This window comes from Streptacidiphilus rugosus AM-16 (genome assembly GCF_000744655.1).
GTDB classification, from domain to species: Bacteria; Actinomycetota; Actinomycetes; order Streptomycetales; family Streptomycetaceae; genus Streptacidiphilus; species Streptacidiphilus rugosus.
In genome coordinates, this window is the sequence record NZ_JQMJ01000004.1 from 5,662,329 (window position 1) to 5,684,373 (window position 22,045).

At 72.1% G+C, this 22,045-nt stretch carries 25 protein-coding genes and 1 riboswitch; of the genes, 10 read left to right on the plus strand and 15 right to left on the minus strand.

The window, feature by feature from the left end; translation table 11 throughout:
* Positions 1 to 1,491: a sensor histidine kinase gene (locus tag BS83_RS34855; RefSeq protein ID WP_037607350.1), complete on the minus strand. Its 1,491-nt coding sequence runs from the start codon at positions 1,489 to 1,491 to the stop codon at positions 1 to 3.
* 5 nt (positions 1,492 to 1,496) lie between these two features.
* On the minus strand, positions 1,497 to 2,213 hold the full coding sequence (locus tag BS83_RS34860) for a response regulator transcription factor (protein WP_037607351.1): 717 nt from the start codon (positions 2,211 to 2,213) through the stop codon (positions 1,497 to 1,499).
* 268 nt (positions 2,214 to 2,481) lie between these two features.
* Between BS83_RS34860 and BS83_RS34865 the strand changes: the two genes are divergently transcribed.
* From BS83_RS34865 to BS83_RS34875, 3 genes are all read left to right on the plus strand, one after another.
* A complete protein-coding gene (locus BS83_RS34865) occupies positions 2,482 to 3,849 on the plus strand; it encodes a ferredoxin reductase family protein (RefSeq protein WP_037610555.1) in 1,368 nt (455 codons plus the stop codon).
* Positions 3,850 to 3,926: 77 nt separating this feature from the next.
* Positions 3,927 to 4,484, plus strand: a complete 558-nt coding sequence (locus BS83_RS34870; RefSeq protein ID WP_037607352.1) for an FMN-binding protein — start codon at positions 3,927 to 3,929, stop codon at positions 4,482 to 4,484.
* Positions 4,481 to 5,266: an FAD:protein FMN transferase gene (locus BS83_RS34875; RefSeq protein ID WP_037607353.1), complete on the plus strand. Its 786-nt coding sequence runs from the start codon at positions 4,481 to 4,483 to the stop codon at positions 5,264 to 5,266. The genes BS83_RS34870 and BS83_RS34875 overlap by 4 nt, the downstream gene beginning before the upstream one ends.
* Before the next feature lie 72 nt (positions 5,267 to 5,338).
* Here the strand turns inward: BS83_RS34875 and BS83_RS34880 are convergent, their stop codons facing one another.
* The gene (locus BS83_RS34880) at positions 5,339 to 5,542 is read right to left on the minus strand and encodes a cold-shock protein (RefSeq protein WP_037607354.1); all 204 of its coding nucleotides are present in this window, start codon (positions 5,540 to 5,542) and stop codon (positions 5,339 to 5,341) included.
* A gap of 316 nt (positions 5,543 to 5,858) precedes the next feature.
* Between BS83_RS34880 and BS83_RS34885 the strand changes: the two genes are divergently transcribed.
* Positions 5,859 to 6,062 (plus strand): cold-shock protein, encoded by a 204-nt coding sequence (locus BS83_RS34885; RefSeq protein ID WP_037607355.1) that lies wholly within the window; start codon positions 5,859 to 5,861, stop codon positions 6,060 to 6,062.
* A 62-nt stretch (positions 6,063 to 6,124) separates the two neighbouring features.
* On the opposite strand, the gene BS83_RS45960 is transcribed toward BS83_RS34885, so the two are convergent.
* The 5 genes from BS83_RS45960 to BS83_RS34905 all read right to left on the minus strand — a co-directional run bounded on the left by BS83_RS45960 (position 6,125) and on the right by BS83_RS34905 (position 9,011).
* Positions 6,125 to 6,262: a hypothetical protein gene (locus BS83_RS45960; RefSeq protein WP_157597448.1), complete on the minus strand. Its 138-nt coding sequence runs from the start codon at positions 6,260 to 6,262 to the stop codon at positions 6,125 to 6,127.
* Between the two features lie 63 nt (positions 6,263 to 6,325).
* Positions 6,326 to 7,063: an ABC transporter permease gene (locus BS83_RS34890; RefSeq protein WP_037607356.1), complete on the minus strand. Its 738-nt coding sequence runs from the start codon at positions 7,061 to 7,063 to the stop codon at positions 6,326 to 6,328.
* Positions 7,060 to 7,839, minus strand: a complete 780-nt coding sequence (locus tag BS83_RS34895) for an ABC transporter ATP-binding protein (RefSeq protein ID WP_198035370.1) — start codon at positions 7,837 to 7,839, stop codon at positions 7,060 to 7,062. Before BS83_RS34895 ends, BS83_RS34890 begins: the two co-directional genes overlap by 4 nt.
* A 53-nt stretch (positions 7,840 to 7,892) precedes the next feature.
* Positions 7,893 to 8,504 carry a TetR/AcrR family transcriptional regulator gene (locus BS83_RS34900; protein ID WP_037607357.1) on the minus strand — a complete coding sequence of 204 codons (612 nt, stop codon included), beginning with the start codon at positions 8,502 to 8,504 and terminating at the stop codon, positions 7,893 to 7,895.
* Positions 8,505 to 8,576: 72 nt separating this feature from the next.
* A complete protein-coding gene (locus BS83_RS34905; RefSeq protein ID WP_232248778.1) occupies positions 8,577 to 9,011 on the minus strand; it encodes a MarR family winged helix-turn-helix transcriptional regulator in 435 nt (144 codons plus the stop codon).
* 149 nt (positions 9,012 to 9,160) lie between these two features.
* Between BS83_RS34905 and BS83_RS34910 the strand changes: the two genes are divergently transcribed.
* Positions 9,161 to 10,645: an MFS transporter gene (locus BS83_RS34910; protein ID WP_037607359.1), complete on the plus strand. Its 1,485-nt coding sequence runs from the start codon at positions 9,161 to 9,163 to the stop codon at positions 10,643 to 10,645.
* On the opposite strand, the gene BS83_RS34915 is transcribed toward BS83_RS34910, so the two are convergent.
* The 4 genes from BS83_RS34915 to uvrB form a co-directional block, all read right to left on the minus strand.
* Entirely contained in the window at positions 10,596 to 11,561 is a 966-nt protein-coding gene (locus BS83_RS34915; protein ID WP_037607360.1) for a TerC family protein, read from the minus strand. The two genes, BS83_RS34910 and BS83_RS34915, sit on opposite strands and share 50 nt — an antisense overlap.
* A 200-nt stretch (positions 11,562 to 11,761) precedes the next feature.
* The gene (locus BS83_RS44515; protein WP_084714594.1) at positions 11,762 to 12,946 is read right to left on the minus strand and encodes a glycoside hydrolase family 16 protein; all 1,185 of its coding nucleotides are present in this window, start codon (positions 12,944 to 12,946) and stop codon (positions 11,762 to 11,764) included.
* Positions 12,945 to 13,128: riboswitch (cyclic di-AMP (ydaO/yuaA leader) on the minus strand. (Overlaps the previous gene by 2 nt.)
* Before the next feature lie 88 nt (positions 13,129 to 13,216).
* Positions 13,217 to 13,798: a TerD family protein gene (locus BS83_RS34925; RefSeq protein ID WP_037607361.1), complete on the minus strand. Its 582-nt coding sequence runs from the start codon at positions 13,796 to 13,798 to the stop codon at positions 13,217 to 13,219.
* Between the two features lie 116 nt (positions 13,799 to 13,914).
* Positions 13,915 to 16,032, minus strand: coding sequence for an excinuclease ABC subunit UvrB (gene uvrB, locus BS83_RS34930; protein ID WP_037607362.1), 2,118 nt, complete (start codon positions 16,030 to 16,032; stop codon positions 13,915 to 13,917).
* A 103-nt stretch (positions 16,033 to 16,135) separates the two neighbouring features.
* Here uvrB and BS83_RS34935 point away from each other — a divergent pair, with 103 nt between their 5' ends.
* Positions 16,136 to 16,954 (plus strand): class I SAM-dependent methyltransferase, encoded by an 819-nt coding sequence (locus BS83_RS34935; RefSeq protein ID WP_051944556.1) that lies wholly within the window; start codon positions 16,136 to 16,138, stop codon positions 16,952 to 16,954.
* Here the strand turns inward: BS83_RS34935 and BS83_RS34940 are convergent.
* Together BS83_RS34940 and BS83_RS34945 are read right to left on the minus strand one after the other, a co-directional pair.
* On the minus strand, positions 16,890 to 17,579 hold the full coding sequence (locus tag BS83_RS34940) for a nitroreductase family protein (protein WP_084714596.1): 690 nt from the start codon (positions 17,577 to 17,579) through the stop codon (positions 16,890 to 16,892). The two genes, BS83_RS34935 and BS83_RS34940, sit on opposite strands and share 65 nt — an antisense overlap.
* Positions 17,580 to 17,646: 67 nt before the next feature.
* Positions 17,647 to 18,108, minus strand: coding sequence for a MarR family winged helix-turn-helix transcriptional regulator (locus BS83_RS34945; RefSeq protein WP_037607363.1), 462 nt, complete (start codon positions 18,106 to 18,108; stop codon positions 17,647 to 17,649).
* A gap of 51 nt (positions 18,109 to 18,159) precedes the next feature.
* Between BS83_RS34945 and BS83_RS34950 the strand changes: the two genes are divergently transcribed.
* A complete protein-coding gene (locus tag BS83_RS34950; RefSeq protein ID WP_037607364.1) occupies positions 18,160 to 18,816 on the plus strand; it encodes a TIGR03086 family metal-binding protein in 657 nt (218 codons plus the stop codon).
* Positions 18,810 to 19,250, plus strand: coding sequence for a hypothetical protein (locus BS83_RS34955; protein ID WP_063774287.1), 441 nt, complete (start codon positions 18,810 to 18,812; stop codon positions 19,248 to 19,250). The genes BS83_RS34950 and BS83_RS34955 overlap by 7 nt, the downstream gene beginning before the upstream one ends.
* A gap of 290 nt (positions 19,251 to 19,540) precedes the next feature.
* Here the strand turns inward: BS83_RS34955 and zapE are convergent, their stop codons facing one another.
* Complete coding sequence (gene zapE / locus BS83_RS45965; protein WP_408641106.1) at positions 19,541 to 20,548, minus strand: cell division protein ZapE; 1,008 nt, start codon at positions 20,546 to 20,548, stop codon at positions 19,541 to 19,543.
* A 108-nt stretch (positions 20,549 to 20,656) separates the two neighbouring features.
* Between zapE and BS83_RS45970 the strand changes: the two genes are divergently transcribed.
* Both BS83_RS45970 and BS83_RS34970 read left to right on the plus strand, forming a co-directional pair.
* Positions 20,657 to 21,448, plus strand: a complete 792-nt coding sequence (locus BS83_RS45970; RefSeq protein WP_051944557.1) for a pyrimidine reductase family protein — start codon at positions 20,657 to 20,659, stop codon at positions 21,446 to 21,448.
* Between the two features lie 92 nt (positions 21,449 to 21,540).
* The gene (locus BS83_RS34970; protein WP_037607367.1) at positions 21,541 to 22,011 is read left to right on the plus strand and encodes a hypothetical protein; all 471 of its coding nucleotides are present in this window, start codon (positions 21,541 to 21,543) and stop codon (positions 22,009 to 22,011) included.
* The last annotated feature ends 34 nt before the right edge of the window (positions 22,012 to 22,045 follow it).

The following is a 22,045-nucleotide window of genomic DNA, read 5'->3' on the forward strand; positions in this document are numbered from 1 at the left end:
TCAGTCCTGCTGCGTCCCGGCGCCCGTTCCTGGGTCCGGCAACCGGACCTCGAAGCGGGTCGCGCCCGGCTCCGAGCGGACCGCGACGGAGCCGCCGTGGGCGGTGGCGACGGCCTGGACGATGGCGAGGCCGAGACCGGTCGAGCCGGTGGCACGGGTGCGGGCGCGGTCGCCGCGGACGAAGCGTTCGAAGACCTGCGAGGCCAGCTCGGGCGGGATGCCCGGCCCCGAGTCCGTCACCGCCAGCACGACCTCGCGCGCCTCGGCGTCGCGGGCCAGGGCCAGGGTGACCGAGGTGCCGGGCGGGGTGTGGGTGCGGGCGTTGGCGAGCAGGTTGGCGATCACCTGGCGGAGCCGGTCCGGATCCCCGGTGACCAGCACCGGCTCCTCGGGGAGCTCCAGCCGCCAGCGGTGCTCGGGTCCGGCGGCCCGGGCGTCGGACGCCCCGTCGAGGGCCAGCCGGGTCAGGTCGACCTCGGTCGAGGCCAGCGGGCGTCCCGCGTCCAGGCGGGCCAGCAGCAGCAGGTCCTCGACGATCGCGCCCATCCGCTGCGACTCCGCCTCGATCCTGCGCAGCGCGTGCCGCACCGGTTCGGGGGCGGGGTCGGGATGCCGCAGGGCCAGCTCCGCGTGGCCCCGGATCGCGGCCACGGGGGTGCGCAGTTCGTGGCTGGCGTCGGCCGCGAAGGCGCGCAGCCGCTCCTCCACCGCCTGACGCTGGGCCAGCGCGTCCCCGACGTGGCCCAGCATCCGGTTGAAGGCGACGCCGACCCGGCCGACCTCGGTCTCCGGGTCCTGGTCGGGGACGCGTTCGAGCGGCGCGACCTCGCCGCTCGCCAGCGGCAGGCCGCTGACCTGCTCCGCCGTCGTGGCGACCCGCTCCAGTGGCCGCAGCGCTAGCCGTACCCAGAAGGTCCCCGCGACGGCCGTGACGGTGAAGGCGGAGGCGAACACGAGCAGCTCGACCACCAGCAGCTGCCGCTGCATCGCTTCGACCTGGTTCAGCGGCAGGCCGGTGATCAGCACGTCCCCGTCGACGCCCGCCTGGGCCATCAGGCGGTAGTGGCCCAGCCCGGCGAGCCGCAGGCTGACCGGGTGACCGCCGACCGGCACCGCCGCGAGCTGCGCCTGGTCGTGCGCGTCGAACCTCGGGTGGTCGTCGGGGTCGCCGCCGATCAGGTCGTCGGCGTCTCCGTCGACCACACCGGCCGCGGTCACCTTGCCGTCCTTGAGACGCGCTCCGAAGGTACCGGTGGCCTGGGCCCGGGTGTCGCCGTGGCCCCCGTGTTCGAGGCTGGCCGCGTAGCGGCCGCCGGTCGCGGCCAGCTGCTGGTCGACCCGGGTGAGCAGGAAGTGCTCCAGCTCCTTGGTGGTCACCAGGCTCACCGCGGCGCAGGCCACGACGAGGAGCGCGAGCAGTCCGGCGATCAGCCGGGCGCGCAGGGTCCTCGGGACGTGCGGGCGGCCCGGCCGTCGGAGCCGCCACCGCATCGATGTCACACCGGCGCCTTGATCAGGTAGCCCGCTCCGCGCACGGTGTGGATCAGCGGCTCCCGGCCGTGGTCGATCTTCTTGCGCAGGTAGCTGATGTAGAGCTCGACGACGTGCGCCTGCCCGCCGAAGTCGTAGGACCAGACCGCGTCCAGGATCTGCGCCTTGCTGAGCACCCGGCGGGGGTGCCGCAGCAGGTAGCGCAGCAGCGCGTACTCGGTCGGGCTCAGCTCGATCGGCTCGCCGCCCCGGGTCACCTCGTGCGCGCGCTCGTCCAGGACCAGGTCGGCCAGGGTGAGCGTGTCCGCCTCCACCTCGTCGGGCTGCGGGGCGGCCCGGCGCAGCAGACCGCGCACCCGGACCACGACCTCGGCGAGACTGAACGGCTTGGTGACGTAGTCGTCGCCGCCGGCGGCGATCCCGCCGATCCGGTCCTCGACCGCGTCGCGCGCGGTGAGGAACAGCACGCGCACCTCGGGACGCTCGGCGTGGATCCGGCGCATCACCTCGAGGCCGTCGAAATCGGGCAGCATCATGTCGAGCACGACGGCATCGGGCCGCCAGCTCGACGCCAACCGCACGGCGTCCTTGCCGCTCTCCGCGCCCTGGACCTCCCAGCCCTCGTAGCGGAGCGCGCCACAGAGCACCTCGACCAGGTCGGGCTCGTCGTCGACGACGAGGATGCGACGCGGTGGCGCGGACAGATCGTTCTCCTGCGACATGGGGCCCATTCTGCGGCAGTCGGCCTAGGGCCCATGAGAATGCCATGAGTTCGCATGGCTCGAAAACCCCGGAACGACTGCCACCGCTTCCGCTCTGACCTGGGCAAACGTATCCCATCAGGGCTCCGTTCCCAGGTCGCACTCATAGCTGATTGAGAGTCTGCGCTGTCAGGGTTGCCGCAGAAGGACCTAGCACACCACCCTCGAACATCGGTCGAGCGTCGCTCGAACGGTGACCCGCCACCGGAAAGGAACCGCCGTGAGCGTCATGACCGAAGCACGCACCCGCCGCAGCGGGCACCGGGCCGCGCCGAACAACCCGATACCGGTGGACACCGTGGCCAGGCTGGTCCAAGCCGCGATCGTCATCGGTGCGCTCGGCGTGCTGGCTATCTGGTGGAAGAACACCCTGGGCGTCGTCGGCGCCGACCAGTGGCTGACCAACGCGGGCCGGATCACCGGCCTGCTCGCCGGTTACACCGCGCCGATCCTGCTGCTGCTGATGGCGCGCCTGCCGCTGCTGGAACGCGAGGTCGGCGCGGACCGGCTGGCCCGCTGGCACGCGGTCGGCGGCCGCTACCTGGTCGGCCTGGTCTTCGCGCACATCACGACCGTCATCTGGGGCTACGCCCTGACCGCGCACCGCAACGTGATCGGCGAGGGCGTCAGCGTGACGCTGACCTACCCGGACATGCTGAAAGCGACCTTCGGCACCCTGCTGCTCCTCGCCACCGGCTTCTTCTCCGCGCGCGCCGCGCGTCGCCGCCTCGGCTACGAGACCTGGTACTACCTCCATCTGGCGACCTACCTCGCCGTCGCCCTCGGCTTCGAGCACCAGCTGAGCAACGGCGCGGACCTGGGCGAGGGCCCGGAGCGGCTGCTCTGGTACGCGCTCTACCTGGGCACGGCCGTCCTGATCGGCTGGTACCGGCTGCTCCGCCCGGCGCTGCTGGACCGCAGGCACCGGCTGCGGGTCGCCGAGGTCCGCCCGGAGGGGCCGGGGACCGTCTCGCTGTTCCTCACCGGTCGACGGCTGGACGAGCTGGGCGCGGAGGCCGGCCAGTTCTTCCGGCTCCAGTTCCTCGCCCCCGGCCTGCGCTTCGCGGCCAACCCCTACTCGCTCTCGGCGCCCCCGGCCCCGAACTACCTGCGCTTCACGGTCAAGGACCTCGGCGGCCACAGCGCGGCCGTGGCCCGGCTGAAGCCCGGCACCAGGGTGCGCGCCGAGGGTCCGTACGGCGCCTTCACCGCCCGTCGCCGCCGGGCGCGGCAGGTGCTGCTGCTGGCGGCCGGGGTGGGCATCACCCCGCTGCGGGCGCTCTTCGAGACGATCCCGGCGCGTCCCGGCGAGCTGACCCTGCTGTACCGGGTGAGCCGCGAGGAGGACGTGCTGTTCCGCCGCGAGCTGGCGGCCATCGCCCACGACCGCGGGGCACGGCTCCAGCTGCTGGTCGGCTCGCGCGCGGAGGTCGGCGACCCGATCGAACCGGCCACGCTGTCCCGGCTGGTCCCCGGACTGGCCAGGCACGACGTCTACGTCTGCGGCCCCGAGGCGCTGACCGCACGGGCCGTCGCCGCGCTGCGGGCGGCCGGGGTGCCGCGCCGTCGCCTGCACCACGAGTCGTTCACCTTCTAGCCCGCCGACCCACCCCGCCCCCGAACCCGGAACCGAACCCGAGCCCGACCGACCGAAAGCCACCCGAGGGAGCAGCCATGCGCCGCGCCATCGTCACCACCACCGCCACGGCGGCGGGCGTCGTCCTGCTGCTCTCGCTCAAGCCGCACGGCACGACCACCGCCGGGCAGGCCCCGATCATCAGCGCTGGTTCGGACACGAGCACAAGCACCGGCACCGGCACCGGCACCGGCACGGACAGCGGGTCGACGGACACCTCCTCCGGCGGCAGCGGCAGCACGGCGTCGTCCACGCCGAAGGCGAGCAGTTCCGCCGCACCCAAATCCACTGCGAAGTCCACTCCCAAGGCCGCGACCACCAGCAGCTACACAGGCAGCGCCGTCGACACCCGCTACGGGCCCGTACAGGTGCGGATCAGCGTCCGCAGCGGGAAGCTCAGCAAGGTCGACGTGCTGCAGTACCCGAGCGGCTCGCAGCGGGACGCGGACATCAACAGCTATGCGCTCCCCGTGCTCAACCAGGAGGCCCTGGCCGCGGGCAACGCGTCGATCGACATGGTCTCCGGCGCGACCTACACCAGCACCGGGTACATCCAGTCGCTGCAGAGCGCCCTCGACCAGGCCGGTCTGAAGTGACCGCGCCCGCCGCGCACGCGGCGTCCTCCCCGCCGGCCCTCACCCACGCCGAGCACGTGATGGGCACCGTCTTCTCCTTCGCCGTCCGCGACCCCGCGCCCGCGGTCGAGGCCGCGCTCGGCGCGGCCGTCGCCCGGCTGCACGCGATCGACGCGCTCTTCTCCCCGTACCGGCCGGAGAGCGAGGTCAGCCGGGTCGCCGACGGCCTGCTCGCGCCGGCCGACGCGGATCCGCAGCTGACCGAGGTGCTGGAGCGGTGCCGGGAGGTCGCCCAGCAGACCGAGGGCTGGTTCACCGCCCACCCCGGCGGGCGGCTGGACCCCAGCGGCTGGGTCAAGGGCTGGGCGGTGGAACAAGCCTGCGAACTGCTGTGCCGGGCCGGATCCACCGACCACTGCGTCAACGGCGGCGGGGACATCCAGTCCGTCGGCGGCCCCTGGCGGGTCGGCGTCGCCGACCCGGCCCGCCCCGGCGCGCTGGCGACGGTGCTGGCCGGACGCGACCTGGTCGTCGCCACCTCCGGCGTGGCCGAGCGGGGCGCGCACATCCTCGACCCGCACACCGGCGCGCCCGCGCGCGGGCTGCGCTCGCTGACGCTGGTCGGCACCGGCCGGGGCCGGATCGCCCGGGTCGACGCCTGGGCCACGGCGGCCTTCGCGATGGGCCCGGAGCTCGGCCTGGCCTGGGCGGAACGGCAGCCGGACCTGGAAGCCTTCGCCCTCCTCACCGACCCGGCCGCTCCGCCACGCTGCACCAGCGGCTTCCTGCGGCACGCCGGCTGAGACCGTCGCCCGCCGGAACGCGATACGCCCCGTCCCGGCACTGCCGGGACGGGGCGCTCGCACATCCGTGGGTCAGATGATGGTGATGTTCTCGGCCTGCGGGCCCTTCTGGCCCTGCGTGACGTCGAACTCGACCTTCTGGCCTTCCTGCAGCTCACGGAAGCCCTGGGCGTTGATGTTCGAGTAGTGGGCGAAGACGTCGGCGCCGCCGCCGTCCTGCTCGATGAAACCGAAGCCCTTTTCGGCGTTGAACCACTTGACGGTACCGGTCGCCATAATCTGCCTTTTCTTCTGTGATGACGTGCAGGTCAAGACCGTACACGGTCCGCGATCGGCCGACCGCGATCCGCGCTCCGCGCCACGCCGACGAGTCGTGACGAGCGGCCGACGAATACCGGATGAGTGACGCAGCGCTCATCCTGTAGGCTTTGCGTCAGTTGCAGTCGTGGTTCCCTAAGCTTCACCGCCCGTGATCGCGATCACGGGCGTTCGTGCTTTCTGAGGTCTCTCCGGACCAGGGTGATCAAGCCGGCGACACGGCCGCCGCGCTCCCTGCGGCAGCCGATCCACTCTGGAGAACGAGGAGATTCCTATGGCCACCGGTACCGTGAAGTGGTTCAACGCCGAGAAGGGTTTCGGCTTCATCGAGCAGGACGGCGGCGGCGCCGACGTCTTCGCCCACTACTCGAACATCAACTCCCAGGGCTTCCGTGAGCTCTTCGAGGGTCAGAAGGTCGAGTTCGACGTCACGCAGGGCCAGAAGGGCCCGCAGGCCGAGAACATCACCGTCGTCTGAACCGGTTGATGCGTGAGCGGCCCGCCCCGGCACTGCCGGGGCGGGCCGCTCTGTCGTTCCGCTCAGGCGGAACCCTGCCGATGGCTGCCCTTGCCCTTGCCCTCGTCGGGGAACTTGAAGCCGCCCATCATCCAGCCCAGCAGACCCACACAGATGATGATCACCGCGATCGAGAAGCCGATCATCGCCAGCACCATCACGTCGTGCCCCTTTCCTCGCCCGGCATGATCGACGCTAGGCCAGTTCGGGCGGATCGGCGAACGCTACGCGGTGCGGCGGCGCAGCGTCGCAGCCCCCAGGGCGAGTGAGAGCAGCGCGCAGCCGAGCACCACCAGCAGGTCCACGGCGACGCTCGCGCCGAATCCCGACTCCGTGGTGAGCTTGTTCATCGCGTCGACGGCGTAGGAGAGCGGCAGCACGTCGGAGATCCAGTGCAGCCAGTTCGCCATCGACTCACGCGGCGCGAAGAGGCCGCACAGCAGCAGCTGTGGCAGCAGGAACGCCGGCATGAACTGGACGGCCTGGAACTCCGTCGCCGCGAAGGCCGACACGAAGAGCCCGAGCGCGGTGCCCAGCAGCCCGTCCGCGACGGCGACGGCGAGCAGCGCCCAGCTGGGCCCCGCCACGTTCAGGCCGAGCAGCCCCACGGTGAGCCCGAAGGCCAGCACCCCCTGCACCAGCGCCACCAGCCCGAAGGCGAGCGCGTAGCCGAGCAGCAGGTCGAGCTTGCCCAGCGGCATCGTCAGCAGCCGCTCCAGCGTGCCGCCGGTGCGTTCGCGCAGCGTGGCGACGGCGGTGACCAGGAACATCACCGTCATCGGGAAGATCCCCAGCATCGGCGCGCCGATGCTGTCGAAGACCTCGGGCTGCCCCTCGAAGACGTACTTGAGCAGCACGATCAGCAGGCAGGGCACGACCAGCAGCATGGCGACGGTGCGCGGGTCGTTGCGGAGCTGGAGCAGCACACGACGGGCGGTGGCGAGGGTGCGGCGGACGTTCATCGGCTCTCTCCTGCGGCGGGCTGCACGGCGGACCGATCGGCCGGCTCCGCGGCCTCGTCGGCGTCGAAGCCGGCGACCAGCTTGAGGAAGGCCGCCTCGATGTCGGGCGCGCCGGTGGCGGCGAGCAGGCCGGCGGGACTGTCCTGGGCCAGCAGTCGGCCTTCGCGCATCAGCAGCAGGCTGGTGCACCGGGCCGCCTCGTCCATCACGTGGCTGGACACGAGCAGGGTCGCGCCCTCGGCCGCGAGCCGGTGGAAGATCTCCCACAGGTCCTGCCGCAGCACCGGGTCGAGGCCGACGGTCGGCTCGTCGAGGACCAGCAGCTCCGGCGCGCCGAGCAGCGCCGCCGCGAGCGAGACGCGGGCCCGCTGGCCGCCGGAGAGCCGGCCGACCAGGTCGTGCTCGCGCCCGTTCAGGCCGACCTGCTCCAGCACCCGCGCGGGGTCGGTCGCGGGCGCGCCGAGCACCTCGGCGAAGTAGCGCAGGTTCGCGCCGATCGACAGGTCGGCGTAGACGGAGGGCGCCTGGGTCACATAGCCGACCTTGTCGCGCAGCTCCGGGCTGCCGGCGGGCCGGCCGAGCACCCGCACCTCGCCCGAGTCGACCCGCTGCACGCCCACGACGGAGCGCAGCAGCGTCGTCTTGCCGCAACCGCTGGGGCCGAGCAGTCCGGTGACCGAGCCACGAGCCACGACGAGGTCGAGACCGTGCAGAACGGGCCTGCCGCCCCTGGTCACCCTGAGGTCGTGGACCTCGATGGCCTGGGAATTCATCATGTGTTGAGTTTTGCGCCGCAGAGCTCTCCCGTCAAGCGTCCGGAAGGGTTCACTCAGCCGGCGAGGTAACGCTGCAGGGTGGGCGCGAGCAGTGGCACCAGCTCCTCGGCGTCGGCGGAGGCGATCGGCTCGGCCGCGATCACATACCGCGCCAGCGCCAGCCCGATGATCTGCGAGAGCACCAGCTCGACGCGCAGCTCGGGCTGCTCCACCTCCAGCGCGGCGGCGAGCCGGGTCACCAACTCACCCACGACGAAGCCCCGCAGCAGTTCCGCGATCTGCTCACTGCCGACGACCGTGCGGAGCACGGCCAGCAGCCGGTCGCGCACCCCGGGCTGCTCCCACATCGCCAGCACGAAGCGCGCGGTCCGCTCGCCCACGTCGGCCCGGTCACCGGCCAGGATCAGAGCGACGACGGCGTCCGGCTGCACGGGGAAGTCCAGTGCGGCGAGGAAGAGTTGCTCCTTGCTGCCGAAGTAGTGGTGCAGCAGCGCGGCGTCGACCCCGGCGAGCCGTGCGATCCCGCGCATGCTGGCCTTCTCGTACCCCCGCGCGGCGAACTCCGTCCGCGCCGCCTCCAGCACGGCCCCCCGCGTGTCCCCCCCACCGGGCCTGCGCCCCGTCCTCTTGGACGACGCCTGCGGGCCTGCTTCCTTCTGACTCATGTCCCCCATCCTCGCGGAACGGCCGGTGGCAATCCCCCCAGGGGCGCGAGGCTCTTGCGGGGAACTCTCTCGCTACCTGCCGGAGCGGGCGCCGCGAGGCCAGGGGCGGCCTTCGGTGGCCTCGATGCTGGTGTTGAGACGGGCCAGGACGCGGGAGAGCTCGGCGACCTCGGGGTCGGTCCAGTCCGAGAGGACCCGGGAGAGGCCCTCGATCGCCCAGTCGCGGTCCTGCTCCAGCCGGCGGAGCCCCTCCGTCGTGACCCGGAGCTTGCGGGCCAGGCCGCCGTCCGGGTCGGGGATGCGTTCCGCCAGGTCGGCGCGGAGCAGCGCCGCCGTCTGGCGGTTGACCGTCGAGGTGTCCAGACCGAAGGCCTCCGCGAGCTGGCCGATCGACATCGGCCCCTGCGTGCGGAGCCGCGTCAGCAGGGTGTACGCGCTGCGGTCGAGGCGGTCCGACGGCTGGTCCCGGCGGAGCGAGGCCATCGCCGTGTGGCGCCCCAGCAGCATCAGTTCGCGTTCGATCTCCGGCAGCTCCCGGTGCACCGTGCCGCCTCCCGTCCTCTTCCGGATCCCGCAGCAGGGTATCGCCAGCAGGCCCGTATGTACGGTACACATTGTGTGCACCATACACATTCCACACCAGGCCAGGAGCGCCGATGAGCAGCACACCCCCCGAGCCCCGGCACCCGCGCACCGGCGGCGCGATCGTCGGCGTCCTCGCCTGCGCCGGAATCGTCGTCTCGCTGATGCAGACGCTGATCGTCCCGCTGATCCCGGACCTGCCCCGCCTCCTGCACAGCAGTGCCACCGACGCCTCCTGGGCGATCACCGCGACCCTGCTCGCCGCCGCCGTGGCGACCCCCGTGCTCGGACGGCTCGGCGACATGCTCGGCAAGCGCCGCATGCTGGTGCTGAGCCTGCTGCTCCTGGTCGTCGGTTCGCTCGTCAGCGCGCTCGGCAGCTCGCTGCCCTCCATGGTCGTCGGGCGCGCGCTGCAGGGCTGCGGCATGGCCGTCGTCCCGCTGGGGATCAGCGTCATGCGGGACGAACTGCCGCCGGAGAAGCTCGGATCCGCCATGGCCCTGATGAGCTCCTCGCTCGGGATCGGCGGCGCGCTCGGGCTGCCCGCGGCCGCGACCATCGCCCAGCACAGCGACTGGCACACCCTCTTCTGGACCTCCGGCGCCCTCGGTGCCGCCGTCGCCGTGCTGGTGGTCGTCGTGGTGCCGGAGTCCCCGCTGCGCAGCGGCGGGAGCTTCGACGTGGTCGGCGCCGTCGGCCTCTCGGCCGGCCTGCTCTGCCTGCTGCTCGGGATCTCCAAGGGCGGCGACTGGGGCTGGGGCAGCGGGACCACGCTCGGGATGTTCGCCGCCTCGGCCGTCGTGCTGGCCGCCTGGGCCTGGTGGGAGCTGCGGCAGGCGGCGCCGCTGGTCGACCTGCGGACCACGATGCGCCGTCAGGTGCTGCTCACCAACATCGCCTCGGTCGTGGTCGGCTTCGCGATGTACGCGATGTCGCTGATCGTGCCGCAGTTGCTGGAGCTGCCGAAGGCGACCGGCTACGGCCTCGGGCAGTCCATGGTCGCGGCCGGGCTGGTGGTCGCGCCGTCGGGACTGGTCATGATGGCCGTCTCGCCGCTCTCGGCCCGGCTCTCCAGGGCACGGGGGCCGAAGGCCTCACTGTTCGCCGGAGCGCTCGTGATCGCCCTGGGCTACGGGCTGGCACTCCCGCTGATGCACCACGTCTGGGGCGTGCTGCTCTTCTCCAGCGTGATCGGGGCGGGCATCGCCTTCGCCTACGCGGCGATGCCCGCGCTGATCATGTCGGCCGTGCCGCCGTCCGAGACGGCCGCCGCCAACGGCCTCAACACGCTGATGCGCAGCATCGGCACCTCCACCTCGGCGGCCGTGGTCGGCGTGGTGCTCGCGCACATGACCGTCAGGATGGGGCCGGTGACGCTGCCCTCCGCAGAGGGCTTCCGGGTCGGCTTCGTGATCGGCGGCGCTGTGGCCCTGCTCGCCGCGCTGCTCACGCTCGCCATTCCCGGGCGGAAGCAGGCCGCCGGCCTCGTCGGCCCCGTTCCGGGCCCGGTCACGGCGGCGGCAGACGCTCCTGCCGACGCGAAGCCCGCAGCGACGTGACGGTGGTGACCGTCAGCACCACGACGATGAAGCCCAGCGAGAAGGGAATGCCGATCTCCGGCGCCCAGTGCGCCCCGGCCTCGTGCGCGGCGTGGAGCAGCAGCTTCACGCCGATGAAGCCGAGGATCAGCGAGAGCCCGTAGGAGAGGTGGACCAGCTTCTTCAGCAGACCGCCGATGAGGAAGTAGAGCTGGCGCAGGCCCATCAGCGCGAAGGCGTTGGCGGTGAAGACGATGTACGGGTCCTGCGTCAGCCCGAAGATCGCGGGGATCGAGTCCATCGCGAAGAGCACGTCGGTGGTGCCGATCGCGAGCATCACCACGAGTATCGGGGTGATCAGGCGCCGGCCGTTCTCGACGACGACCAGCCTGGTGCCGCGATAGCCGTCGGTCGCGGGGAAGCGGCGCTCGACGGCCTTCAGCAGACGGTTCTCCTCGAACTCCTCCTCGGACTCACCGGCCCGCGCCTCCTTGATCAGCTTCCAGGCGGTCCAGATCAGGAAGGCGCCGAAGAGGAAGAAGACCCACGAGAAGGAGGCGATGACCGCCGAGCCCGCGGCGATGAAGACCGCCCGCAGCACCAGCGCTATCAGCACGCCGACCATCAGCACCCGCTGCTGGTAGGCGGCGGGGACGGCGAACTTCCCCATGATCAGTACGAAGACGAAGAGGTTGTCGACGCTGAGCGACTTCTCGGTGATGTAGCCGGCGAAGAACTCCCCGGCGGGCTCGCCGCCCGAGTGCCACCAGACGAAGCCGCCGAACAGCAGGGCCAGCACGATCCAGACCACGGTCCAGGCGCCGGCCTCGCGCAGCGTGACCTCGTGGGGCTTCCGCCCGCCGATGAAGAAGTCGGCGGCGACCAGTGCGACGAGTACGGCGATGGTGGTGACCCACAGGGTCACGGATACGTCCATGAACGACTGCTCCTCCGGCAGACGACAACTCTGCCGGAGGTCTCCTCCGCCCTGCCGCAACAGGGCCGACGCCACCGGACGGTGCCGGGCACCGCCGTGTTGACGAGGACGTCGTTCTAGGGAGTACTCCCCTCCGCTTGCCCTGCCAGGCTAACAAGACAGCAAAGGGGAGGTGAAGCGGGCGGCGGACTCCGGGCGTGTCAGTGGTAGACGCGCAGGTAGTCGGCCGAGAAGGTGATCGGCGTGCTGCCGCTCGGAGCCGCGTGGTACTGGCCGGCGGAGAGGGACAGGTTGAGGATCAGGTAGGCGGACCAGTTGGCGCCCACCCCGTGGCCGTCCGAGTAGACCTTGACGCCATTGACGTACCAGTCGACCGAGTCGGCGCCGTACTTGGTGCCGATGGTGACCCAGCCGCCCGGCTTCACCGCGCTCGCGTCGGTGTAGTAGTCGCCGCCGGAGGTGACGTGGTTGGTCAACTCCAGCAGGTTCGGGTTGTCCGGGTGGTACTCGAAGGAGTCGATCTCGCCGTTGCCGTTCTTCCAGGTCCACAACGCCGGCCAGGCGCCCGTGCCGGTCGGGAGCTTGACGCGGGCCTCGACGTAGTCGCCGGTCCTGACCTGGAAGCCCTCCTTGGAGCCCTCGGTGGTCAGCAGCCCGGTGGTCCACGCCTGCTTGCCGTTCTCCAGCGTGTGCGAACTCGGCTGGGCGGTGAAGGTGGCCACGCCGTTCGCGACGGAGACGTCGTTGGTGTCCAGCCAGTCGAGCTTGTTGTCGTCCGGGTTGTGGTTGCCGTAGCGGTAGGCCGTGGAGGTGTCGCCGACCCAGCGCTGGCCCCAGCTGATCGGGTTGCTGAACTCCTCCGACCAGATCGGGGTGGAGGAGGACGCCACCCCGGCCGGGATCGCGCTGCCGCCGCTCGGGGCGGGCGCGGGCGTCGGGGTCGGCGTGGGGGTCGGCTTCGGCGCGGGGGCCGAGGTGGAGCCGGAGCCCACGATCAGCGTCTTCGCGGTCAGGTTGTGCCAGCCGGAGGCGTCGAGGTAGGCGCCCATCATCGTGTAGTGGCCCGCGGCGAGGGTCCGGGTGCCCGCGTTGACGGTCAGGCCGGTCGGGCAGATGCGCGCGTTGCTGCGCCACTGCGGGAAGTCCAGGTGGCGGCCCGCCGCGTCGCGGACGGCCACGCCGAGGCTGCGCACGGTCACGCAGGAGGTGGCGCTGACCTTGACCGTGGCGGTCGCGCTCGTACCGCTCACCGTCGCGGTCAGGCCGGTCTCGCTGACGCGCGGGGTGGCGGCCTGCGCCTGGGGGGCGAACGCCGCGCCGAGAAGGAGCGCCGGGGTGGCTCCGAACGCGAGTATGCGGGCAGGGGTCGACAGGATGGGGTGCATGGCGCCTCTCCGACGCCTGCGAGGTGAGCTGTCGGATTCGGGCCGCGAGAGTAGCCCGGCCGCGGACGCGGCTTCACCCCAAGCCGCGCCGAAGCGAGGCGTCGTGCACCTGGTTCCCCCGCTCCGGCCCGTGCTGTTCGTTCGACCCGGCGGCGAGGGGCAGGATTCGGCGTTCCCGCGCGCAGGGGTCCGGTTGAGGAAGCGGACCCGCGCAGGTTAGGCAGATTGAATGACCACAACCAATCGTTCTGCGGACAGTTGAGGCCTATCTCACAGGCACTGCTGGATCGCCGGAAGCATGTCCTGGAAGGTCCGCCCCTGGGCCGGCACGCCGATCGCGGCCATCTGCCAGCCGCCGCCCGCGTCCCGGTAGACCTTGGCCATGACCTGGCCGGTGTGCGCGCCGCCGCCGCTGAGCGTGTAGCGGGCGAGCTCCGTGCCGGTGGACTCGTCGACCAGTCGGCAGTGGGCCAGCTCGACCTCCTGGAAGGTCTGGCCGCTGTAGGAGTTCACGGTGAAGACGATCTGGGTGATCTTCTGCGGGACCTTGCGCAGATCCACCATGATCGACTCGTCGTCCTCGCCGCCGCTGCCGCCGACCAGGTTGTCGCCGGTGTGCCGGACCGAGCCGTCGTTGCTCACCAGGTGCTGGAAGAAGACCACGTCCGCGAGCGCGTCCGCGGTGAACAGGACCGCCGAGGCGTCCAGGTCGATCTCGCGGCGACGCGTGCGGAACAGCCCCTTGCGCGGCGCGGCCTGCCAGCCGAGCCCCATCCGCACCACGGCGAGCGAGCCCCCGCCCGCCGCCTTCTCCAGGCTGACGCTCTGCCCCTTGCCCAAACTCACCGACATGCTTCGGCCCTCCCCGATCGATCCGCGACATGCGGTATCCGGTTCCTAGGCTGAACCCTACGACCCCGACACTGATCGAGCCCCGGACGCGCGGCCCGATCAGCGCTGTCGACCGGTCAGGCGATGCCCGCCTCGCGCATCTGGCGCAACTCCTTCTTGAGCTCGTTCACCTCGTCGCGCAGCCGGGCGGCGACCTCGAACTGGAGCTCGGCGGCCGCCGCGTGCATCCGGTCCGTCAACTCGCCGATGAGATCGGCCAGCTCGGCCGCGGGCAGGCTCTTGGCGTCCTGCTTGCCGGCCGCGCCCTTCGCGCCGAGCGCCGGGACCGGCGCCTTCTGCCCCTTGCCGCCCGCGCCGCCGGACTGGCGGTATCCCGTGCTGAGCAGCTCGGCGGTGTCCATGTCCTCGCGGGCCAGGGAGTCGAGGATGTCGCCGATCTTCTTGCGCAGCGGCTGCGGGTCGATGCCGTTCTCGGCGTTGTAGGCCTGCTGGATCTCCCGGCGACGGTTGGTCTCCGAGATCGCCCGGTCCATCGCCGGGGTGATCCGGTCCGCGTACATGTGGACCTGGCCGGAGACGTTGCGCGCCGCGCGGCCGATCGTCTGGATCAGCGAGGTGGGCGAGCGCAGGAAGCCCTCCTTGTCCGCGTCGAGGATCGCGACCAGGGAGACCTCGGGCAGGTCGAGGCCCTCGCGGAGCAGGTTGATGCCGACCAGCACGTCATAGTCGCCGGCCCGCAGCTGACGCAGCAGCTCGATCCGGCGCAGCGTGTCGACGTCGCTGTGCAGGTAGCGGACCCGGATGCCGAGCTCCAGCATGTAGTCCGTCAGGTCTTCGGACATCTTCTTGGTCAGCGTGGTGACCAGGACCCGCTCGTCCTTCTCGGTGCGGAGCCTGATCTCGTGGATCAGATCGTCGATCTGGCCCTCCGTCGGCTTGACGATGACCTCGGGGTCGATCAGGCCGGTCGGACGGATGATCTGCTCGACGTGGCCGTCGGAGCGGGAGAGCTCGTAGGCGCCCGGCGTGGCGGAGAGGTAGACCGTCTGACCGATGCGCTCGACGAACTCCTCCCACTTGAGCGGGCGGTTGTCCATCGCCGAGGGCAGCCGGAAGCCGTGCTCGACCAGCGCGCGCTTGCGCGAGGCGTCGCCCTCGTACATCGCGCCGATCTGCGGCACGGTGACGTGGGACTCGTCGATGACGAGGAGGAAGTCCTCGGGGAAGAAGTCGATCAGCGTGTTGGGCGCGCTGCCCGGGTCGCGGCCGTCGATGTGCCGCGAGTAGTTCTCGATGCCGGAGCAGGTGCCGATCTGACGCATCATCTCGATGTCGTACGTCGTGCGCATGCGCAGCCGCTGGGCCTCCAGCAGCTTGCCCTGCTTCTCCATGGTGGCCAGCGTCTGCTCCAGCTCGGCCTCGATGCCGGTGATGGCGCGCTCCATGCGCTCCGCGCCGGCGACGTAGTGCGAGGCGGGGAAGACGTGCAGCTGCTGGTCCTCGCTGATGACCTCGCCGGTGAGTGGGTGCAGCGTGCTCAGCGCCTCGATCTCGTCGCCGAACATCTCGATCCTGACCGCGAGCTCCTCGTAGACCGGGAAGATCTCGATCGTGTCGCCGCGGACCCTGAAGGTGCCGCGGGTGAAGGCGATGTCGTTGCGGTTGTACTGGATCTCGACGAACCGGCGCAGCAGCGCGTCGCGGTCGATCTCGTCGCCGACGCGGAGCTGGACCATGCGGTCCACGTACTCCTGCGGCGTGCCGAGGCCGTAGATGCAGGACACGGAGGCGACCACGATCACGTCGCGGCGGGTCAGCAGCGAGTTGGTGGCCGAGTGGCGCAGCCGCTCGACCTCCTCGTTGATCGAGGAGTCCTTCTCGATGTAGGTGTCCGTCTGCGCGATGTACGCCTCGGGCTGGTAGTAGTCGTAGTACGAGACGAAGTACTCGACCGCGTTGTTGGGCAGCAGCTCGCGGAACTCGTTGGCCAGCTGGGCGGCCAGCGTCTTGTTCGGCGCCATCACGAGGGTGGGGCGCTGCAGCTTCTCGATCATCCACGCCGTGGTGGCGGACTTGCCCGTGCCGGTGGCGCCGAGCAGCACGACGTCCTTCTCGCCCGCGCGGACGCGACGCTCCAGCTCCGCGATGGCCGCGGGCTGGTCGCCGTTGGGCTGGTAGGGACTGACGACCTCGAAGGGCGCCACGGACCGTTGAAGATCGGTGATGGGTCTCACGGCACCAACCGTACGACCCGCCACTGACAAATCGCCTCCGACGGCGGAAACGCCCCCGGAAATCGGGAGGCGGGGCGGCGCCCGGCCCTGGAATCATCCGGACATGAGTGAGCCTGCCCCGGTCGCCCCCGTCTCGCCCGTCGCCCCGGAAATCATCGACTTCTACACCGACGCCTACGACGAGTCGACCCGGCTGCACCGCAGCGCGGCCGGGCGCGCGGAACGTCTGCGCACGCTGGAACTGCTGGAACGCCACCTGCCGCCCGCGCCGAGCCGGGTGCTCGACATCGGCGGCGGCCCCGGCGTGTATGCGGCGGAACTGGCGGCGTGGGGCCACGACGTGACGCTGCTCGACCCGGTGCCGCTGCATCGGGCGCAGGCGGCGCGGTACGGCGGGTTCGCGGTCGCCGCGGGCGACGCACGCAGGCTGGAGCAGGCCGACGCCTCCTTCGACGCGGCGCTGCTGCTCGGTCCGCTGTACCACCTGCCGGTGCGGGCGGACCGGCTCGCCGCGCTGCGCGAGGCGCGCCGGGTGGTGCGTCCCGGCGGCGTGGTGGCCGCGGCGGTGATCTCCAGGCACGCCCCGCTGCTCGACGGGGCGGCGCGCGGCACGATGGACTCCGAGGCGGAGGCCGAGAGGCTCGGCGCGAGCCTTGCCGACGGCGTCAACGACCCGAAGACCGGTTTCACGGTGGCCTACTTCCACACCGTCGCCGAGCTTCGGGCGGAGTGGCAGGAGGCCGGTCTCGGCGAGGCCGACGTCCACGGTGTGGAGGGCCCGCTCTGGCCGCTGCTGGCCTCGCAGCTGGCGGAGGACCGCGAGGACCTGCTGCTGGCCGCGCTGCGCACGGCGCGCCTCACCGAACGCGACCCGGCGATGATCGCCTCCAGCGCGCACCTGCTGGCGGTGGGCCGCCGCTGAGGCGTGGCGCGCCCGGCCGATCGCAGGCACGGAGCACCGGCGCGCGCCCGGCGGGGATGTCAGGGGCGGGCGGGGACGTCCCAGGGGCCGAGCAGAGGTCGGCGACGGTGCGGCGGGCGCGGGAGGGGCTGGGGTCCTCTGCGGCCCGGCCGACGGCGATCATGGTGACGATCTCCCAGCCAGGGCTCGGCCGGAGCTCGGCGGTGAGGCCGTCGTGGTCGAAGGCGCGGAACTGGTGCGCGGCCAGGCCGAGGGACTGGGCCTGCACGCTGAGATGGGCGACCGCCTGGCCGAGGTCGTAGTCGGCGAACTCGGAGTAGACGATCCCCGGCTCCTCGACCCAGCGGCGGGTCAGCGTGACCAGCAGCAGACCGGCGTCGGCCGCCCAGCGGGCGGAGCTGGGCGCGAGGTGGGGCAGCAGCCGGGCGTGCCCGGGCTCGCCCGGCCGAGCCGGGAAGAAGCCCCACGGCTGGGAGTTGCCGGCGGAGGGAGCCCAGCGGGCGGCCTCCAGCAGCAGTCCGAGGGTCTCGTCGTCCACGGTTCCCGAGGGATCGAACATGGAGGGGCTGAACCGTCCGGCCAGCAGGGGGTGGATCGCCGTGGCCAGTTCAGGAGCGCTGCGCATACGGCAGTCGAACCGGCCGTGGCCCGGAGGTATTCCGGCCGCGCCGCGGCCATGGCGGCCACTGCGGCTACTGCGGCGGCCGGGCCAGGGTGACGGAGGGGAGTGCGGCGAGAGCCCGCAGGCCGCGCAGCAGGCCCGCGCGGTCGGCGGCGGGGAGCGCGGCGAGGAGGCGTTCCTCGCCGGCCTGGATCTCCCGCTGCACGGCGTCCCGCAGGGCACGGCCCTCGGGGGTCAGCGACAGCAGGCGCACCCGCCGGTCCAGCGGGTCGGGCTCGCGGCTGATCAGGCCGCGGTTCGTCAGGTCGTCGAGGACCGCGATGATCCGCGTCTTGTCCGCGCCGATCGCCTCGGCCAGCGCCGCCTGGGTCCGCAGCGGGTCCGCGTCGAGCCGCAGCAGCACCGCGTACGCCCACATGGCCAGGCCGTGCGCGTCGAGGATGGGCTGCTCGGCCGCCATCAGCGCGCGTCCCAGCGGCACCATCATCGCTGCGAGATCGGGGCGGTCCTGCCCCTGCGCGTCCTGAGCCATGTCACGAAAGTACCGGTTGACAATCAATAAGCTTGAGCACATCGTAAGCACATGCCTATTAATTTCACCGCAGCCGACTTCGACGAGCTGCGCCGGATCCACGCACGGACCGTCCGCGACAGCGTCGCCCTGGTGCACCGGATCGACGCCGCCGACCTGTCCCTGCCCACGCCCTGCGACGCGTGGACGCTCGGCGAACTGCTCGCCCACATGACCGCCCAGCACCTCGGCTTCGCCGCCGCCGCGCTGGGCGACCCCGGGGACCTCACGCCGTGGACGGTCCACCCGGTCGACGCGGACTTCGCGGCGCGCTACGAGGCGGCGGCCGAACTGGTGATCGACGCCTTCGCACAGGTCGACGTCCCCGAGCGCAGCATGGTCCTGCCCGAACTGGCCCCCGGCCGCCCCTTCGCCACCGTGCTGGCCCTCGGGTTCCACCTGCTCGACTACGCGGTCCACGGCTGGGACGTCGCCCGCGCCCTCGGCGAGGCCTACGCGCCGGACGCCGGGACGACCGCGGCCGTCCTGCCGGTCGCCCTGGCCATTCCCGACGGCTCCGCACGGCTCGCACCCGGCAGCCACTTCGGCCCCGGACTGGCGACGGCGCCGGACGCCGACACCTGGGCCCGGATCCTGGCGACCCTGGGACGGTCCCCGTCCTGGCGCGCCGACACGATCCGGGCCACCGCCGGGGACGCCGCGTGCTGAGGTCGGGCTGGACGCCCGGGCCGGACCACGGGCGCGGCGGGCCGGTCCTGGTGAGCGTCACGGACTTCACCCTGGACCGCCTCGTCGACCTGCCCGGCGTCCACCGCGCCGCGCGCCGGCTCGCCGCGGGCTGGGCCGAACTGGAGGGAGCCCACGGGATGTGGCTGTGGGCGCTGCCGTCGGAACGCCGCTGCGGCGCCGTCGCGATCTGGACGGACGAGGCCGCGCTCAAGGGGTTCGTCGCCTGGCCGCCCCACGTCGCGATCATGCGTCGCTACCGCGACCGAGGCCGCCTCTCCTCCACCACCTGGCCCGCCGACGCCTTCGACGCGCCGACGGTCTGGTCCCACGCCCGCGGCTTCCTCACGCCCACGTCCCGCCAGGGTCGACGGCGGCCGGGGAGTCCGTACCGCCCGGACCCGGATCGTCCATGACAGGGAGGTCACGGCACGGCGTCACCGGGAGACCGACCGCCCTGAGCCGTCGGCTTTCCTCAGCCGGGCCGCGCACCGACGCAGGCTCCCTACCGGGCGACCGGAGGAACCCGCTGCGAGGACCCGATCGCCCCGCGCAGGGAAGGCAGGGCGCCGGGCCGGCCATGCCCGGCCGGGGAGCACCGCACAGGACACCGCCTTCCGCCCGCCCCTGCCGCATCCCCCAGGGACGCAGTCCCCCGGCCGGAGGCACCCGCCGCGCGGGCTCGGCTCCGGGTCTTCCGCCCGGCTTACCGCGAGGCGGTGTGCTCGGCCGCCCGGTCGGCGACCATCGCGCTGTCGCGGGCGAGGGCGACCAGGCGGGAGACGGCGCGGAGGTACTTCTTCTTGTAGCCCCCGTTCAGCATCTCCTCGCTGAAGATCGAGTCGAAGGCCGTCCCCGAGGCCACCACCGGCAGCTCGCGGTCGTACATCCGGTCGGCGAGGACGACCAGGCGCAGCGCCGTGCTCTGGTCGGGGACGGGGGTGACCCCGTGCAGGAAGACGGCGTCCACGCCGTCCAGGAGCGCGCCGTAGCGGCTCGGGTGCACCTCGGAGAGGTGGTCGAGCAGGGCGTCGAAGCTGTCGAGCGTCGCGCCGGGACCGAAGTCGAAGGCCAGCTTCTCGACCTCGGCGTCGGCGTACGGCGGCGGAGCCTCGGGCAGGCCGCGGTGGCGGTAGTCCTGGCCGTCGATGCGGACGCTGCGGAAGCGGGCCGCCAGGCCCTGTATCTCGCGCATGAAGTCGGAGGCCGCGAAGCGCCCCTCCCCCAGCTTGCCCGGCAGCGTGTTCGACGTGGCCGCCAGCTTCACGCCCGCCTCCGCGAGGCGGGTCAGCAGGGTGGAGACCAGCACCGTGTCGCCCGGGTCGTCGAGCTCGAACTCGTCGATGCAGAGCAGGGTGTGCCCGGAGAGCGCCTGCACCGCCTGCTGGAAGCCCAGCGCGCCGACCAGGTTGGTGAGCTCGACGAAGGTGCCGAAGGCCTTGGGGCCGGGGGCCGCGTGCCACAGCGAGGCGAGCAGGTGGGTCTTGCCGACGCCGTAGCCGCCGTCGAGGTAGATGCCGCCGGGGCCGGCCGCGGCGGCGGGCTGGGACGAACGGCCGAACCAGCGCTTCTTCGTCGCGGGGGCCGCGCCGCGCGGCGTCAGTCCCTCTGCGAAGGCCGAGAGGACGCGGACCGCGTCGCTCTGGCTGGGCTGCTGCGGGTCCGGTATGTACGTGCTGAAGCGCGCACCCTGGAACCGCGGCGGCGGGACCATCTCGGCGATCAGCCGTTCGGCGGCGACGACGGGCCGGCGTTCGGCCAGGGCTATAGGCGACACGATTCCCAAGGGTACGGTCCGCGGGGGCGTGGAAGACTGCCCCTTGTGCGCAGACTGCTTCCGTACGCCCCAGATGTGACCGACCTCACCTCCGCCGAGGACACGCCGTGGACTCTGGAGGCGCTGGCCGACGCCTACGCCTATCCTGCCGCCGCCGTCGACGCCGGCGTGCCGTGGCTGCGCGGCAACATGGTCAGCAGCCTCGACGGCGCGGCCCGCCTGGACGGCCTCTCCGACGGACTCTCCTCCCCCGCCGACAAGCGGATCTTCGGCGTGCTGCGGGCCCTCGCCGACGTCGTCCTGGTCGGCGCGCAGACGGTGCGCGCCGAGGGCTACCGTCCCGCCATGGCCAGAGCCGAGTTCGCCGCCGAACGCGCGGCGCGCGGGCAGGGGCCGGCACCGGTGATCGCCGTCGTCTCCGGTGCGCTCGACCTCGACTTCGACCTGCCGCTCTTCACCGCGCCGCTGGTCCGCACGGTCGTGCTGACCGCCGAGACCGCGCCCGCCGACGGACTCGCGGCCGCCCGGAGGGTGGCCGATGTGGTGATCGCGGGGGAAGCCCATGTGGATCCGGTGCGCGCGGTGGCGGCGCTGGTCGAGCGCGGCTGGACCCGGCTGCTGACCGAGGGCGGCCCGCGACTGCTGGGCCAGCTGGCCGAGGCGGGCGCGCTCGACGAGCTCTGTCTCACGCTGGCGCCGCTGCTGGCGGCGGGCGGCGCGCCGCGGATCGCCTACGGCGCGCAGGCCGTCGCCGAGCGGATGGACCTGGTCGGACTCCTGGAGGAGAAAGGTTTCCTCTTCGCCCGCTACGCCCGTAGCGTGAAGATTGCGCAATAACGGAGCGAGTGCCTCCGGATATTGCGAGAGGATGCAGAAGCAGCGTTGCGGCAGTTCCACGTTCGCCGAGTGAAGAGGGAAGAAGGACGCACGTGTTCACTACCGTTCTGTTGATCGAGAAGGCTCTCTCCGACGCCGACGTCGAACTCGTCACCACGCTCCACGGCGACGAGCGGATTCGCTTCCATGTCGTCATGCAGCCCCGCGGCAAGCAGGACGAACTGCTCCGAGCCATCGACGACGTCGCCTTCGGCTATCTCGACCAGGCGGCCAAGGAGCACGACGAGCCCCACGGCCAGGACGCGCTCACCGTGGCCGACCAGGCGCTCCAGCACACCCTCAGGGCGCTGCGCCACGCCGGCGCGGCGGAGGCCGAGGGCGCGGTGGTGGACCACAACCCGCTCGACGGCCTCAAGGACCTGGTCCAGGAGGTCGAGGCGGACGAGGTGATCGTGCTGGCCGCCCCGCACTGGGTCGAGGGACTCTTCCACCGCGACTGGGCCTCGCAGGCCCGCCACAGGGTGGGCGTCCCCGTCCTCCAGCTCTTCGCCCAGCAGGATTAGCGCCCTTCCGCCCGCCGCCCCGACGCCGTCGCCG